The 16115-nt window shown below is 56.8% G+C and carries 11 protein-coding genes; 4 read left to right on the forward strand and 7 right to left on the reverse strand.

The features are described 5' to 3' along the window. Positions 1 to 25 precede the first annotated feature (25 nt). The 5 genes from KORLAC_RS04555 to KORLAC_RS04570 form a co-directional block, all read right to left on the reverse strand. Positions 26 to 4516 (reverse strand): beta strand repeat-containing protein, encoded by a 4491-nt coding sequence (locus KORLAC_RS04555; protein WP_068303763.1) that lies wholly within the window; start codon positions 4514 to 4516, stop codon positions 26 to 28. Between the two features lie 271 nt (positions 4517 to 4787). Next, positions 4788 to 7091 carry a calcium-binding protein gene (locus KORLAC_RS04560; RefSeq protein WP_068303766.1) on the reverse strand — a complete coding sequence of 768 codons (2304 nt, stop codon included), beginning with the start codon at positions 7089 to 7091 and terminating at the stop codon, positions 4788 to 4790. A 45-nt stretch (positions 7092 to 7136) separates the two neighbouring features. Further along, positions 7137 to 7265, reverse strand: coding sequence for a hypothetical protein (locus tag KORLAC_RS19140; protein WP_277620375.1), 129 nt, complete (start codon positions 7263 to 7265; stop codon positions 7137 to 7139). A gap of 306 nt (positions 7266 to 7571) precedes the next feature. After that, on the reverse strand, positions 7572 to 8645 hold the full coding sequence (locus tag KORLAC_RS04565) for a calcium-binding protein (protein WP_068303768.1): 1074 nt from the start codon (positions 8643 to 8645) through the stop codon (positions 7572 to 7574). A 247-nt stretch (positions 8646 to 8892) separates the two neighbouring features. Continuing rightward, positions 8893 to 9417: a DUF6438 domain-containing protein gene (locus KORLAC_RS04570; RefSeq protein ID WP_068303770.1), complete on the reverse strand. Its 525-nt coding sequence runs from the start codon at positions 9415 to 9417 to the stop codon at positions 8893 to 8895. Between the two features lie 167 nt (positions 9418 to 9584). Between KORLAC_RS04570 and KORLAC_RS04575 the strand changes: the two genes are divergently transcribed. The 3 genes from KORLAC_RS04575 to KORLAC_RS04585 all read left to right on the forward strand — a co-directional run bounded on the left by KORLAC_RS04575 (position 9585) and on the right by KORLAC_RS04585 (position 12772). Further along, positions 9585 to 10442, forward strand: coding sequence for an Hpt domain-containing response regulator (locus KORLAC_RS04575; RefSeq protein WP_139167583.1), 858 nt, complete (start codon positions 9585 to 9587; stop codon positions 10440 to 10442). Between the two features lie 170 nt (positions 10443 to 10612). Beyond that, positions 10613 to 11446, forward strand: coding sequence for a response regulator (locus tag KORLAC_RS04580; protein WP_068303774.1), 834 nt, complete (start codon positions 10613 to 10615; stop codon positions 11444 to 11446). A gap of 315 nt (positions 11447 to 11761) precedes the next feature. Beyond that, positions 11762 to 12772 carry a hypothetical protein gene (locus KORLAC_RS04585; RefSeq protein WP_139167581.1) on the forward strand — a complete coding sequence of 337 codons (1011 nt, stop codon included), beginning with the start codon at positions 11762 to 11764 and terminating at the stop codon, positions 12770 to 12772. Positions 12773 to 12786: 14 nt separating this feature from the next. Here the strand turns inward: KORLAC_RS04585 and KORLAC_RS04590 are convergent, their stop codons facing one another. Next, a complete protein-coding gene (locus KORLAC_RS04590; protein ID WP_139167579.1) occupies positions 12787 to 13971 on the reverse strand; it encodes a hypothetical protein in 1185 nt (394 codons plus the stop codon). A gap of 351 nt (positions 13972 to 14322) precedes the next feature. Beyond that, positions 14323 to 14733, reverse strand: coding sequence for a hypothetical protein (locus tag KORLAC_RS18785; RefSeq protein ID WP_139167577.1), 411 nt, complete (start codon positions 14731 to 14733; stop codon positions 14323 to 14325). Between KORLAC_RS18785 and KORLAC_RS04600 the strand changes: the two genes are divergently transcribed. Continuing rightward, a complete protein-coding gene (locus KORLAC_RS04600) occupies positions 14724 to 16067 on the forward strand; it encodes a S41 family peptidase (RefSeq protein ID WP_068303782.1) in 1344 nt (447 codons plus the stop codon). The two genes, KORLAC_RS18785 and KORLAC_RS04600, sit on opposite strands and share 10 nt — an antisense overlap. The last annotated feature ends 48 nt before the right edge of the window (positions 16068 to 16115 follow it).

The following is a 16115-nucleotide window of genomic DNA, read 5'->3' on the forward strand; positions in this document are numbered from 1 at the left end:
CTGAATTCTACGACCACCTGATCCGCTATAGATCGAAGTGGTCGATCGTCAGATCGCTGATGGAAACACCGACAATGAACAGCGAGTAGGTCTCGCCGAGCGAGATCAATACGCCATCCTCGCCATTAAAGCTTGTCTCGTCCATTTCACCCTTCAGTTCGGCAAGGGTTTCGAAATCGCCGTCACCGTCGCCGACATTCGTATCAGACGCGTCAATGATGCCCACCAGATTGATGACATCGGATGTCAGGTCAAAGTCCTTGATCACGTCAAACTCGTTGGCTTGGTCAGTGAAGACAAATGTGTCAGCACCGCCGCTGCCAAACAGCGTGTCGTCGCCGGAGCCACCTTCGATGGTATCGTCACCGTCGCCGCCACGAATGCTGTCAGCACCCGCGCCACCTGAAATAGTGTCATCACCGGCGCCGCCATAGAGCGTATCGGCAGATGCCCCGCCCTGAACGGTGTCAGCACCGTCGCCGCCGAACATCACATCGCTGCCGTTACCGCCAACGATAATATCGTCGCCTGTGCCGGAGAAGATAACGTCATCGCCGTCGCCACCGTCGATTGTGTCGTCAGCGTTGCTGCTGCCTTTACCGCCATAGATGGTGTCATCGCCGCCCAGGCCCTGAATGTCGTCGCAGCCCGTACCGCCACCAAGTGCGTCCTTGCCGCCTGCGCCGTATATCTTATCGTTGCCGTCACCAGCCCAGATATCATTGCGCTGGTCCGTGCTGTTGTTGCTCACTTCGCCAACATCCACAACGCTGTCATCGTTGCCGCCGCGGTCATCCCACGCACCGCCGACGAGTGTATCGTCGCCAGTACCGCCGAACAGGATGTCACGGCCATCGCCTGATGAAGTGTCGGTACCACCGAACGGATCAGCATCCGCACCACCGCCGATTATCAGGTCGTCGTTGGAGCCGCCGCCAATGATGTCGTTACCGTCGTCACCGCGAACAATATCGTCGCCGTCACCGCCCGCAAAGACAGAGTCATTGCCGTCACCGCCGGAGATCACATCATCGCCGTCACCGCCAGTGATGTAATCACTACCGCCACCTGCCGAGATGGTGTCGTTGCCGCCGTTACCCTTGATGTTATCGAACAAATTGCCACCAGCCATAACATCATTGCCAGCGCCACCTTCCAGCAGACCGCCATCGCTGTCTGCAGTGAAGTCCACATCCGAGATCACGCGCAGGTTCACATCAAGCTCAATGGTGTCATCTGCGTTCGACGCATTGGCCAGAACCAGGGTTACAGTCTCGTCAAGGTTGGAAGCCTCATTGGCCAGCGAGCTGTCAGCCTTGAAGGTTATGGTATCCACAATGCCGTCACTGTCCACGGCGTCAGTGAATGTCAGGCGGCCAAGGTCAGTATCAACCCTGGTGCCCGGGTTCACATTTGTGCCGTCAACTGAGATGATATCCCAGTCATTGTCGGAATAGTCGGTCAGCGGGTTGGCTGCATCGGGGTCCCAGCGCAGGATATGATCTGCGAAGGTATCTGTGTTGGATGCGCCTGCATCCGCAAACAGCTCCAGGTCCGCCAGCACGTCCTGACACGCGCTGGTGCTCAGCGTCGCGTTGTCGAACTGCAGTGTTTCAACACCGGTGATGGTATCGACACCGTCCACGCTGACGACATAGTCGACCGCCGCAGTGGTGATGTCGCTTGCATCGTCGATCGACCCGTCGAAGGTAACAACGTCTGTACCGCCGCCACCGTCGATGGTGTCATTGCCAGAACCGCCATTGAGGATATCGTTCCCCTTGCCGCCATAGAGCTTGTCATTGCCGGCGCCACCATCAAGCGTGTCCGCATTGGTATCAAATACCGTGTCACCAATCAGGACGTCGTCGCCACAGCCGCCATAGAGCTCGTCTTTGCCGTTCTGGCCTTCGAGCGTGTCGTTGTTGTTACCGCCGAAGAGCTGGTCGTCACCGTCACCGCCCAGGATGCTGTCATCACCGCAGTTGCCGTAAATCTTGTCGTTGCCGCCAAGACCGTCGAAGGTTTCATTGTCTTCGTCGCCAGTCAGGGTGTTTGCGCTGCTGTTGCCGGTGAAGTCCGTGTCGGCCAGCAGTGTAAGGTCAAGACTTACAGTGATGGTCTCGCTGGTTGCCACATTGGTCAGGCGCACCGTCACGGTTTGTGTCTGGTCTTCTGCTTCGTTGGCATCGCTCATGTCAGTGCTGCCTGTGAAAGTCAGGGTGTCTGCCACGCCGCTACCGCTGTCGGAAACAGAGAGTGTACCGTAGCTGAGGTTCACGTTCGAACCGTCCGATACGCTGGAACTGTTCACACGGGTAATTCTCCAATCACCGTCAGCATAGGCTGCGGTCAGTGGATCACCCACACCGACCTGGGACGCATCCCACTGCAGCACAAATTGCGCGACACCGGTATCAGCAGAGCTATCGCCAGACTCCGCTGACAATTCGAAATCAAGGCCGATATTCTCATCGTCAGAGGACGTCAGCGTGACATTGTTGAAGCGAATGGTTTCAACGCCGCTCACAGTGTCCGTGCCATCAGCTGTTGTGATAACCAACTGGTTACTACCGTTCACACCAATGTCAGCGGCATCGTCGATATCGCCATTGATGATGACAGTATCGGTGTCGGCACCACCGATGATGCTATCGTTGCCAAGGCCGCCGGTGATCTTGTCGTTGCCGGCCCCACCGTCAATCACATCGTCATCGTTACCGCCCGAAATTGTATCTGCGCCGGCATCGCCCAGGATATCGTCGGCACCGTTGCCACCGGACAGTTCATCATCGTTGGCGCCACCCTCAATGTCGTCAGCCCCGTCGCCGCCGTCGATCACATCGTCGCCGTCGCCGCCCAGAATGCTGTCATCGCCGTCGCCGCCGTCGATCTCGTCTTCGCCGCGCCCGCCATGGATTGTGTCATTGCCGCCGTTTGCGGTGACCGTGTCGTCACCGTTGTTGCCAATAATACTGTCGGCACTGTCACTGCCTGTGAATGTTTCACCGTCATCGCCGCCCACCAGCGTATCGCCGCCGGGGTCAGCCACAAAGCCATCATCCGCCAACAGGGTCAGGTCCAGTGTCAGGGTAACGGTGTTGGCCGTATCCACATTGGTCATGACCACGGTAATCGCAGCATCGTTGATATCATCTGACGCATTGGACTCGTCGACATTACCCGTAAACACCAGCGTCTCACGAACACCGTCGCCGTCGGTATCAACTGCAGTCAGCGTACCAGTTGCGATGTCAACAGAATCGCCATTGGCCGAAATAGCCGTGCCGTCAACTTCTGTGATGTTCCAGTCGTTGTCGCTATAGGATTTCGCCAGCGGATTGGAAGCATCCGGGTCCCACGCGATCACATCGCCTGCCAGCGTCAGGTCAACATCCACACCGGATGTGGTTGATGCCGTTACCGTCGTGCCAATGTCGCTTGCGGTCTCCGTCAGGGTGGCGTTGTCGAAAATGACCGTCTCGACACCCGTGATGATGTCGTTGCCCTCAACCCTGATCAGGAAATCACCTTTGGAGGTGTTTACGATGTCCGTGGTGGAATCAATAGAGCCGGAGATGCGAACCACATCATTGCCGGCACCACCCACCATAGTGTCGTTGCCAAGGCCGCCGGTGATATCGTCATCGCCTGCACCGCCGTCGATTTCGTCATCGTCGTTGCCGCCATCAATAACATCATTTCCGTCGTCGCCGTCGATTTGGTCGTCACCGGCATCACCGTTCAGGATGTCAGCGTCACTACCACCAAAGATTTTATCAATGCCGTCACCGCCATTGATGGTATCGACGCCGCTGTTACCGGAGAGATTATCGTTCCCGGAGCCGCCTGTGATTCTGTCGTCGCCGTCACCGCCGGTAATTTGGTCGTTGTCGTTGCAACCGAAGATGATGTCGTTGCCGGCGTCGCCATCAATATGGTCGGCACCGTCGTTACCATGAAGGGTATCAACGCCCGCACCACCCGCGATAGTATCGCCGGCGTCACCGCCCAGGATGCTGTCATTATCGTCACAGCCATATATCCGGTCGGCACCAGCACCGCCTTCGATGATGTCCGCACCGCCCGCGCCCACGATAATGTCGGCGTCATCACAGCCATAGAGCTTGTCCGCGCCTGCGCCGCCATCAATCTTGTCTGCGCCAGCGTTACCGTGAACCGTGTCGTCACCCGCGCCACCAAAGACCGTATCGGCACCGGCACCGCCAAGGATGCTGTCATTATCGTCACAGCCGTAGATTTCGTCGTCGTCACCGTTACCGTCGATCACGTCTGCGCCTGCCGCGCCGATGATGATATCGTCGCCGTCGCCACCGTCGATGATATCGTCGCCGCCATCGCCGTCGATCTTGTCGATGCCCGCGCCACCTTCAATGGTATCGTTACCCGTATCACCGATAAGCGTGTCGTCGCCTGCGAGACCCGTAATCGAGTCATCTTCAGCTGCGTTACCAACTAAGCTATCGTTGCCAGCGGTACCTGGAAAATTTGCCATCGTGTAGCCCCATAAACTGACCAAATCATATAATTACCCGCAAGCTACCAGCCCGCGAATCATTCGTCAAACCTAACGAAAGGTTCATTTTTAAATTTTTTCCGCAGAAACGGGGACTTACTCGCCCCCATCTCCCTTGCGTTCACTATGCCTCCAAAAGATCGGGCTGTCATCATCAAGATGACGCCGCGCAAGCATCAGTCCCCCTATTTGGGCATCAGCCTAAGCTGCTAACATTAAGGGCAAATGAACAAACACCTCCCAAGCGCCCCTAGAAAATGAAATCCGTGTCTGCGAGGTCAGCGACCGTCAGGCCCGTCAACAGCAGACTGTCGCCGCCACCCAGGTCGATCAACACGCCGCCTTCGGTGTCCGTCGCAGCTGCCTGCACACTGGCAAGATCAGTGAAATCCGTTGTGGTGGCGGACAGGTCGAGCGTGTCATCACCCATGGTGAAGCCGTCAACCTGGTCTGCGCCATCGCCAGCCGCAAAGACCAGCATATCCAATCCGTCACCCGGCCGAAGCGTGTCATCGCCCGCGCCGCCTGTGAGTGTGTCGTTGCCGCCGCCGCCATAAAGCGTGTCACTGCCAGCGTCGCCCGCGACCACATCATCACCGGCGCCACCATAAAGCTCATCAGCGCCATCGCCACCTTCAATGAGATCATCTTCCGAGCCGCCAAAGATGATGTCGTTACCGCCATCGCCATAAAGACTGTCGGCCCCGGTTTTACCGGCATAGATAACGTCATTGCCGCCACCGCCATGGATTTCATCATTGTTATCACCACCACCAAGGGCATCCCGGCCACCGCCGCCATAGATCAGGTCATTGCCGCCCCCCGACCAAAGCTGGTTCGCCGCAGTCTCGGTGCTGTTTTTGGATGCGCCCCCGATCAGTGTATCGTCACCGCTGCCGCCGAAGACTATGTCTGCCCCGGTACCCCCGACCAGTTTGTCGTTCCCAGCTCCGCCACCGATGATGTCTTTGCCTTCGCCGCCGTTCATCACGTCATCGCCGGTGTCGCCGGCGCCGGCCCAAAGCTGGTCATTGCCCCCACCACCCAGAAGCGTGTCAGCCCCATCGGCACCGCGCAGGGTATCATCATGGTCGCCCGCCTTCAGAAGGTCATTTCCCAGTCCTCCATCAAGCCGGTCATTGCCGTCACCGCCCTCAACCGTATCGTCGCCGTTGCCACCACTCAGCACGTCATCGCCTGTTTCGCCCAAAAGCCTTTCGGCATTGTCCGAACCGGAGAGCGTATCATCGGCTTCTGTTCCTGCGATTAACCGATCGATATAGGCATATTCACCGTTTTGGTCAGGCACCAGAATGCGGGCGGATATCTCAATGCCATTGGAGCCTCGGAGGTTCTGCCAGGCAACAGCTATGCTTCCATCAGCCAGGATGGCCGAATTCGGATACCGTTGATCACTTTCACCCGCCACATTGACCCGGAACTCGCCGTCAACGGGGTCACCGGATGCACTGAACTGCCGGGCAGCGATCGCCGCGCCGTCGCCGTCCACTTCTTGGTCGAAACTTCGCCAGACAACAACAAACCCGCCATCCTCCAGGCCAACAACCGAAGTACGAGCCTGGGAATTCTCGGTATTTTGCGCGACCGCGATTTCGTCAGAAACAGCATCGCCACTGGCGTCGAAAACGCGGGCTTTCACATCATGGTCTGCATACCCAAAGTTCCCTACGCCATCAGCAACACGGCTTTCCCAGACAACGACAAATCCGCCATCGGCCAGAGGAGCCACCGTTGGCACAACCTGCAATGTCTCAGTAATGTCATTTACCCGGCTCTCTCCTGTGACGGGATTGCCCTGCTGGTCAATCAGCCGCAAGGCAATGCCCCATTCATCTCTATTCACCGCAGGATCCAGTGATTGCCACACTACAGCGATAGAACCATCTTCGAGCTTGGTGGCGGCCGGAACTGCCTGACTGTTATCGGTGTGCTGGTTCACCAGGAAAATTTCAGATGTCGCCCCACCGTTTTCATCGAATGTGCGCCCAGCAATACCCCGGCCTGATCCATCAGCAAGGTCATCCGCCCACAGGACCATGAAGCCCCCATCATCCAGCGCCACCAGTACGGGCTGAACCTGTTGACCTTGCAGGTCGTCATGAACCACAAACTCCTCACCAAGACGCTCGCCTTCCAGGGAAAACCGCTGGGCATAGATATCGCCTTCTGTTTCATCGGAAGGCGATTTCCACACCACGACGAGCGAGCCATCTTGCAATTGCAAAACCTTGGCCTCGCGCTGCAATCCTTCCTTGATGGTATTGACCGCAATATCATCCCCAACCGGCTGGCCGTCTGCACCAAAGATACGAAGGGCAATCCCGCCGTTGTCATCATCAATATCCGGGTCATAGGATATCCAGACAACGGCCATACCACCATCTGCGAGAGCTGTTACCTTGGCACCGAAATGACTGCCGCTGGTCCCGCTATTTACCGTAAAATCGCCCAGCGGAAAGCCATCTGCTTCTGCGTCAGCTTCAGTGAATGCGAAGCCATCGTGCCTGGCCAGAAGTTGCTTTGTATATACCATATGTTCCTCATTACCCGGAAGCCGGGTTACATCTGTCGTAACTGTTTAAAAAATGAAATCCGTGTCTGCGAGGTCAGCGACCGTCAGGCCCGTCAACAGCAGACTGTCGCCGCCACCCAGGTCGATCAACACGCCGCCTTCGGTGTCCGTCGCAGCTGCCTGCACACTGGCCACGACCTACGTCCGACCGCCACTGGTCGCCATCCGTGTTGGTGTTCATTACAATTTCGGAACCCACGATGAAGGTCGTGGCGCTTTTGCCCCCCCCAAGCTGGCTGTCATTATTCCCCCATCACCCAAAACGGGCCCTACTCGAATAAAACACCGAAGTTTCTAACGCGGCACAGGATTGCACGTCAACATAAACGTAGGAATGACACATTGTGATTTAAACACAAAAAAAGACGCCGCGAGATGCGGCGCCGAGGTTGCTCTAGAGGGAATGAGGATTAGCTTTCGCCTCAGGGCTTCACCTGGCCCTTAGAAAATCACGTCCATATAGTAGAGATCATAGGAGGTTACGCCCTCAAGGAAGATGCTGTCGCTGGCCGTGGTTTCGATCAGCAGGCCATATTCGCCGTCCACCCAGGTCTCGAAACTATAGTAGTCGAGATCGTCAAAATTCTGGATGTCCCAGACGCCGGAAAGCACAAGCGTGTCGTCCCAGATATTGAAATCCGTGATCGTGTCGTCGCCCTGGCCGTCCTTGAAGTAGAAATAGTCTTCACCGCTGCCGCCCGTGAGCACATCATTGCCCGCGCCGCCGAAGATATCGTCGTCGCCGTCGTCGCCCCAGATGGTATCCCAGCCGCTGCCGCCATAGATTTCGTCATGGCCGCTGTTGCCGGCGATCACATCGTCGCCTGAACCGCCAAAGATCACGTCGCTGCCCGCCCCGCCGAACAGGTCGTCATAGCCGCTAGATCCATAGATCCAGTCTTCGCCGTCACCGCCATAGACCAGGTCATCACCGCCGCTGGCGTAGATGTCATCGTCGCCTGAGCCGCCATCAATGGTGTCATAGCCCCAGCCGCCGAAAATAATATCCCGGCCACCGGCACCGAAGATGTCGTCGTCACCGTCGCCACCGCCGATGATGTCGTTGGCGTTGCCGCCCACAGCCACGTCGTTGCCGCTGCCGGCCCAGATGACATTGTCAGGGTATGGGTAGGGGTAATAGGCGGCGTACACATCAGCGGAGACCTCTTCACCATAGTCATACCAGCCATTGTCGTTAACCGCGCCGTCGTCCCAGCCGCCACCGATCAGCGTGTCATCGCCGGACCCGCCAATCAGCGTGTCGGCGCCTTCTGCTGTCGGGCCGTCATAATCCACCGGTGCAAAGAAATTCTTGTCGCCGTACCAGTCGATATGCAGCGTTGGGCCGTCGGAAAACCCACCACCCACAATAAAGTCGTTGCCAGCGCCGCCGATCAGATAATCATCGCCTGAGCCGCCGACCATGAAATCATCGCCGCTGCCGCCCCGGAAGAAACTGTCGATGCCGGAGCCGTCAAATACAAAGTCGCCGTTAATTTCATTCACAAAGGTCATATGCTGTCCCCACTGGTTGCTGTCGTGGTGTTTGTTTCTTTGTGATTCCGTTATGAAGGGTCGGCCCTGAACCGAAAATGAATGGCGCCTTCAGGAAAGGCGCAAAAAGGGGTGCCAGCCCAAAAAGCAAAAGGCACAGATGGGGGCCCACCTGTGCCTGTGTAGTCTCATCCGCCTGTCGTGATCCCGGCTTTTTCCTATAGACGCTTCGTCTTGGGAAAAGGTTCGCCGCCACCCCGCAAAAGCGTCAGCGGCGCTTGGGCTTCCGTTCTTCCGGCGTGCCGATGAAGCGCTCCACGTCCAGGATCCGCTCCAGCTCATCCACCATGCCGTCAAGCTGCGCGCGCTCTTCGATGCCGCGGCACCCGGTGTACCAGACCAGCTTTTTCGTGAGGTCCGCTGATTTCAGCTCCACCGTTACGGTTGGATGGTCGGTCGCCCAGGGCCGGCAGGTGTCGCGGGTGTAGGCATCATCAAAATCGCTGAAACCACGCATCTCGAACATGCTCAGCACCTCAAGGAAGCGGCCTGCGCTGTAGGTATCGCTGTGCTGGCCCTGCAGCTTGGTGAAGCGCCCACCGTGATAGGTAACACGGCCATCGCCCTGCAGCGTGATGTCGTAAACCGGGCAGGCCCCGAAACAGGCTGTGCGGCTGAGGGTAACATAATCGGACGGGCTGATGTCCCGCACTGGCGTGCCGCCACCGCTACTGTCACCCGCGCAACCTGCCATGGCGAAGGTTGTCGCCAGTACCGCCAGTAACTTTTTCATACGCCACCCCTTCCAGTTTGTTCGTCTCATCTTCGCCTTTTCAGGATTGGATGCAAGGCATGAATGAAGGCTGAACGGAATCTTGGGGGTGTTAACTGTTTCGTGACAGTTTGCCCCCACAGTTGGAAAATCTGAATTCATACCACCGCAACCAACCTGGGCTGGCCATGCAGGACGACGCAGACAACACCCCACCGATTGAGGACGAAATCCACGCCTCGGCCATCACCATGCCGGAGGTGAATGGCCCGCGGGTACTGGTGGTGGAAGACAACCCGGTGATGGGCCAGATTATCGCCAAGCTCCTGTCCGCCTTTCCCGTTCAGCATGACCGCGTAACGGACGGCCTGGAGGCGATCGAGGCGGCACATGAGACAGACTATGCCCTGATCCTGATGGATATCCTGATGCCGAAAATGGGCGGTGTGCAGGCGACAAAGGAAATCCGGAAACTCAGCGCTCACTACGGGGGCATTCCCATTGTTGCGGTGACCGCACGCGTCTCGGAACGGGACATGGACCAGTATCTGGCTGAAGGCATGAGCGGGGTGGTGAAAAAGCCGATCAACCGGCTGAACCTGGCACAAGTGATGTTGGATCACTTGGGTATTGCCGAAAAGCAGACAGCCAATGAACCGGACAGCTACGAAGCAGCCGCTTTTGAAAATGACGGGCTGGATATCCTGAACTGGGAAACCCTGAATGAATACCGCGCTATTCTGAAAGACAAGTTCAAGCATTTCCTGAAGGACTATCTGGTGGCAGGCCCAGACCTTCTGGCAGCCATCGGACAGGCCATTGAGGCTGATGATGCCACCACCTTGCAGTTCCACGCCCATAAATTCAAATCCACCAGCCAGGTGTTTGGCGCGGAAGTCGTGTCCGATATCGCAGCACAGCTGGAAATCATGGGCAAGAATGGCGACATCCGGGAAGCCATACCAGCATTCCATGACCTGCACATCGCCTTTGAGCGCGCCCAACATGCGCTGAAGAAGAAGCTGGTGCTATTGCAGAATATGTAGCCCTGCATTTTAAGATTGTAAAAATACAATCGCTAAAATTTTCCCATTAACCTTTTAGATAGAATTGTCCGGCATACAGAGGCCAGGCAAAGATACGGCAGCATGGCTGCCACACCCTTCAGGCAATGTATTGAGTACGAAATGAGCGATCTTGCAGGAGCAATGTCAAAATGCGTGATGCCGCGCTGATGTCTGAAGAAGGCCACCTTTCCCGCCAGGGTCCAAGTGCCCCCCTTCACGCGCTTGTGGTGGATGACATGCCCGTCATGGCAAAAATCCTGGGCCGTACGCTGGATGAGATGGGCATCACATACGACCATGTCTGCAACGGCGCAGAAGCGCTGGAAGCCTTTGAGCCCGGCCGTTTTGACATGGTCTTCATGGATATCATGATGCCGAAGATGGGCGGCGTGGAAGCCGCCAGGCGGCTACGCGCGCTTGAACAGAAGGCGGGCAAGGCCCCTTTGCCGATCATCGCGGTAACCACGAAAATGTCCGGGCCGGAAAACGCCGTCTATATGGACGCAGGCATGACCGACTGCATCAAAAAGCCGGTCGACCGTGTGAGCCTGGAAGTGATGGTGAAACGCCACCTGACCGGCGAAGACGCAGACATTGAAATCAGCGACGAATATGAAGATGTCTCGGACGAAATGGAATTCGTCAACTGGGACACGTTCCGGGAGTATGGAGAATTACTGAAGGGTGGGATGATCGGCCTGATCGAGGACTATCTGATCGCAGCGCCAAGCCTGATGGAAGAGCTGAGCAATGCCATTGAGGCGAAGGACTGCGCGCGCGTTCATATGTACGCCAGCCATTTCAAATCCGCGTCCGTGACATTCGGCGCGGAAAAAGTGGCGCATCTGGCGGCCAAAATCGAAATTCGGTCCAGCAAGGACCGCACCGAAGGACTGAACCAGCTTTATTTCGATTTGCATATCGCCTATGAGCACACCCGCCAGGCGCTTTCGAAAAAGCTGATTATCTTGAAGAACTTCTGATCGCCCGCCCGCCACCGGTGGCTGACTGAATGTCTCGCCCGCACAAGGTTAACGCGCATTAAGCATGCTTGATAAGGCTTTGTTCACACCTTTTGCGGTATATTTACAACCATAAAAAACATATCACCACAGCCTGCCGGGTGGGGATTAACCCGAAGTAGAGTGATTGGCGTCCTCTGGTCCTGACGGCCACCCCACCCTGTTCTTTCTCCCTTACTGATGGCACCAAATGTTCCATGTTTGTTCTTTTTGATTGCATGTTACAGCTCATGATTGCTAGAGTGCATGCACCATATATTTGGGATGGGGGACAAAATGCGGGTCTGCGCACTTCTATTACTTTTCATGCAATGGGTCTTCGCTGGCTTTGCTCCGGCGGAGACGACGGACAATGGTATCCCTGAAGATTATGTTCAGGACGCTTACATGCTTGGCCCCTCCATCTACCGCGGGTTGCGGTTTCAAATTCGGGAAATGGATGCAGCAGCGCTTATTGACCTACTGAGCAAGAATGATCGCCGGATAATTGCTTCCCGGCCTGAGCATTTGAGTGACCCTGGCAAACTCACCATTGAGAAGCGAATGCCCGATGGCAGCTTCCAACATGTGTCCACCATCCTGCCGCCGATCATCGAAAAACCACGCCTTCTGCCCCATCAGGTCTACAGCAGGCCGGGGCTTGAGCAGGCGATCAAAGAACTGATCGACTTCGGCATCGAAGCACCGACAGAGCCTGACGTTGCCGCTTCTTTGGCGGATATTTTCCTTGCAGGACCGGAAGAAGGCGTCGAAATCGCGAAGGCCTTGCGCGCAGGACGGATCAAACACCCCTACGGCAATACGTATGCGATGGAATGGATGGTGGATATCGGCCGCTTCTCAAAGGACTATTCAGATATCGGAACGACGATTGCCTGGCTTCTTGACCCATCGTTCCGAAACCTCCGTGTTAAGGAACAGGCCCCCCTTCCCCCTCGCAATGGGGAGCTTGGGTTTGCCAATACATTTCTTGCTCTGCTGCAGAGCCAAAAGGATGTCAAAAGGCGGGACCTGCTCTATTGCCGGCTTAAGCAGAACCGGAATCATCCTGTCCCGGAAAGGCGCGAAGAACTGATGTTCATCACACTTTCGCGCATGGTTGAGTGGGGCGATACCTACCCGAAAAAAGACTTTGCGGCCATCAGTGACCAGATGGGTTTCTTCCGCAGGCTGACAGTCAGTATCAGCTACCGGAATGATGAAACGCCGGTTATGGCCGCGGACTTGTCCATAGGGGAAATAGACATCAACCAATGCCCCTTCCTGAACACCTACAGCTTCCGCTAATATGCTTGATGCGCCTACTCTCCTGGGCCGAAAAGAACATTGTCCCGTTGACCGCGTACATCGCGTAAATGTCTATATTCTTCGGTATATAAAATCGGCTGCTTGGAAAACAGGGTTCTGTGCAGACTAAGCAGATCCACCCAAATTGCTTCATAGTCATCGTCGGGGATCGGGCACTTGAGCGCATGCATGGCCTCAAGCAGACGGACCTGTTCGGGCCAGATTTCCTCAAGCTCCGCAAAACCATTGTAGAAACCGACCCACAATTGGATATGCAAATCGATCAGTCGGTACCATTCCGGCAATTCGATTGTATTCTGCAGCGCGTTGGAAAAAGTCTTTTGGGTATCATACCAAAGTGACGCCAGATCGAGGGCTTTCAAAACGCCAGCTGCGGTTTCCTTGCCAGCACTTTCCAAAAACCTGATTGCAGCATCCGGTGCATCCGCACCAGTTGCAACGGTACCGACAATTTCACCCAAGGTCTTGTTACCGCGCAGGATATCATAAAGCGTTCTCGCGGTATCCGCCCCCGGCGTGTTATGTGTCCCGATCTCGAGATTTTCCAAGGTTCGGGCATCCCTTGCCCGCCCCATCAAAACTCGCGTCTCGTAAGCTTTGGCATACAGCGGAAAAATCGCACGCAACGCCTCATGGATTTTCACAAGCCGCCAGAAAACAGCCTCCCATTTTCGTTGTAACTCTGTGCAGGCCAATTGCCGCGCCTTCGTCTTCTGCTCCATGGTCAGGCGGTCTTGGCCGAAACACTGCATCAGCTCTTTTGCTTGCTTCTCATCAGGCTTATCGGACAACAGGCTGGTGGCAATGGCCGCCGAACAGGTCGCCAATACAGGCTTTGATGGCCGCTTCTTCAGGCCGACCAGTTCAAGCTGCTCAAGCGTCACGTCTTTCGCCTGTTTCAAAATTGGCCAAGACTTGCTGGTTTTTAAAATCAAGTCGTGACCAGCGACTGTCTGCCATCCGGCGAGCGGCAGATCATTCTGCAACAGCCGCAAAAAGGGTTTGGGCGGAAGGGTGGTCAGTTTGGCGGTGACAGGATCAACAAACTGCGCCGCCTGGAAGCCCAGCCGCACCATGAACCGGCCATCGGCGGTAACTGTAACGTCAGCAATACCAAGCCCCAGTTGCCGCACAAACGCGGCCTGACGAAGCGACCGCTTCAGCGCCTCGAATTCCAAGTCCGGCAAGCTATGGTCCCCGCGCTTCCACGGGTCAGCCACCCCGGTATTCGCCGGCACATAAAGATAGGCCGTCTGCTTCCAGGCTTTGGCTTTTTGGTAGGCTGGCGGAACCGCCGCAGCGAGGGCCTTGAACCCCGCTCCGGCCGGTGACAGGGCAGCCCCCCGGACCAAGCCTTTTGCCGTCAAGAACTGGTCAATAACCTTCCCCAGGCTGACATGATACTGACCGTCTATAGTGCCTGAAAAAAGCCCCGCTTTTAGAAGCGCCAACTGCACCAGCGCCACATCGGGCCTGGCATTCCGGCCACCCGGGCCCACGCTTGAGGATATCGCAAATCCCTGCACAGGCTATTTCCACTTCTCGCGGCTGACGCCTTTCAGCTTCTCAACCGTCCGGAGACCACCAAGGCCGAGCATCGACAGCAATACCGTGACCAGTGTTTCACTGCCCGAAAGAGAGGGCGGTGCCGGCATATCGGGGAAGAAGGCAAGCCTGAGCCAAGCCAGAATATCCGCCCCCATGAAATGCCAGGCGAGTGCGAAGCCACACATCCAGCCAATGAATATACAAAAACCCCGATTAGGGTGCAAGCTATTTTTACGATTATCGTAATTTTTGTTTCCAGGCGAACGGGCAACGAGCCGTTGTTCAGCGTTGGTCGCATACTTCGGGCGGTTCACCGCATTGTGCTGCGCAGCCCTGACGCCCGCCCCTACCGTGCAAAAAAATAAACGGAGGGGACCAACAAATGAAATCACTCTATCTTGCGCTGAGCTTGTCGCTCACGCCTTTAGCCGCACCGGCCCTTATGCCCGCGCCAGCCATGGCCCAGGAACAGCCTGCCGCCATGACTGAGGCAGAAAGACAGGAGGTGGTCGAGGCCATCGCCAGCCAACTGCTGGGCAATTATGTTTTCCCGGAAACGGCCGAAAAGATGGCCAAGGCCTTGCGCGACAAGCTGGCGTCTGGCGGCTATGCATCCTTTACCAACCCGATGCAGTTTTCCGAACAGCTGACCACCGACCTGCGCGCCATCAGCCATGATGGCCACCTGCGCACCATCTTCAGCCCCGAACAGGTCGGCCAGATGCGTGCCCGCACGGAGCGCCCGGCCGACGGCCCACCACAGGGCTATCTGGACCAGTTGCGCCGCACCAACAACGGCTTCCGGGATGTGAGAATCCTGGACGGTAATGTAGCCTACCTGAACCTGACCAACTTCCATGACCCCGGCATTGCCGGCGCGCGGGAAACGGCCATCGCCGCCATGAATTACGTCTCGAACGCGGATGCGCTGATCATTGACCTGCGCAAGAACGGCGGCGGATCACCGGCCATGATCCAGCTGATCATGAGCTATCTGATGGGCCCCGAGCCCGTGCACCTGAACACCTTCTACTGGCGCCCGACAGACAGCTACAGCGAAACCTGGACCCACGCCGAGGTGGAAGGCAAACGCCGGCCGGACATGGATGTTTATGTGCTGACCAGCTTCTTCACCTTCTCAGCTGCCGAGGAGTTCAGCTACAATATGCGCAACCTCAAGCGCGGCACGCTTGTGGGTGAAGTCACAGGCGGCGGCGCCCACCCCGGTGGCCCGCAGCCGGTAACAGACCGCTTCCTGGTATGGACACCAAGCGGCCGGGCCATCAACCCCATCACCAAAACCAACTGGGAAGGCACGGGCGTTCAGCCGCACTTCAAGACCGATGCCGACGATGCCCTCGATAAGGCCTATATGATGGCGCTTGAAAAGCTGGCGACGGAAAGGGAAGGCCCGCAGGGTGATTATTACCGCTGGCACCTGCAGTCCGCCCAGGCCAAGGCCAACCCGGTTAGTGTGAACGCGGCGACGCTGGCATCCTATGTTGGCACCTATGGCCCGCGTACTCTGACGCTTGAAGACGGCGTGCTGCATTATCAGCGCGAAGGCCGCCCTGTGCACCGCCTGACGCCGCTGTCGGACGACACCTTCATGCTGGACGGGCTTGAAAACATCCGCCTGCAACTGGTCAAGGAAGACGGCAGGGTGACCGCGCTGCGCGGCCTCTATGACAACGGCCGCACAGACGAGACCAAGCGCGACAGCTGAAGACCATCCAGGGACGAGCAGAATCGAAAGGCCGGAGCGCTAACCTGC

The sequence above is a fragment of the Kordiimonas lacus genome, assembly GCF_001550055.1.
Classification (GTDB): Bacteria; Pseudomonadota; Alphaproteobacteria; order Sphingomonadales; family Kordiimonadaceae; genus Kordiimonas; species Kordiimonas lacus.

Coding starts and splice junctions, on each gene's coding strand:
- KORLAC_RS04600 (WP_068303782.1), top strand. CDS start 14,724: ATGAAATCACTCTATCTTGCGCTGAGCTTGTCGCTCACGCCTTTAGCC.
- KORLAC_RS04585 (WP_139167581.1), top strand. CDS start 11,762: ATGCGGGTCTGCGCACTTCTATTACTTTTCATGCAATGGGTCTTCGCT.
- KORLAC_RS04555 (WP_068303763.1), bottom strand. CDS start 4,516: ATGGCAAATTTTCCAGGTACCGCTGGCAACGATAGCTTAGTTGGTAAC.
- KORLAC_RS04565 (WP_068303768.1), bottom strand. CDS start 8,645: ATGACCTTTGTGAATGAAATTAACGGCGACTTTGTATTTGACGGCTCC.
- KORLAC_RS04570 (WP_068303770.1), bottom strand. CDS start 9,417: ATGAAAAAGTTACTGGCGGTACTGGCGACAACCTTCGCCATGGCAGGT.
- KORLAC_RS04575 (WP_139167583.1), top strand. CDS start 9,585: ATGCAGGACGACGCAGACAACACCCCACCGATTGAGGACGAAATCCAC.
- KORLAC_RS04560 (WP_068303766.1), bottom strand. CDS start 7,091: ATGGTATATACAAAGCAACTTCTGGCCAGGCACGATGGCTTCGCATTC.
- KORLAC_RS04580 (WP_068303774.1), top strand. CDS start 10,613: ATGCGTGATGCCGCGCTGATGTCTGAAGAAGGCCACCTTTCCCGCCAG.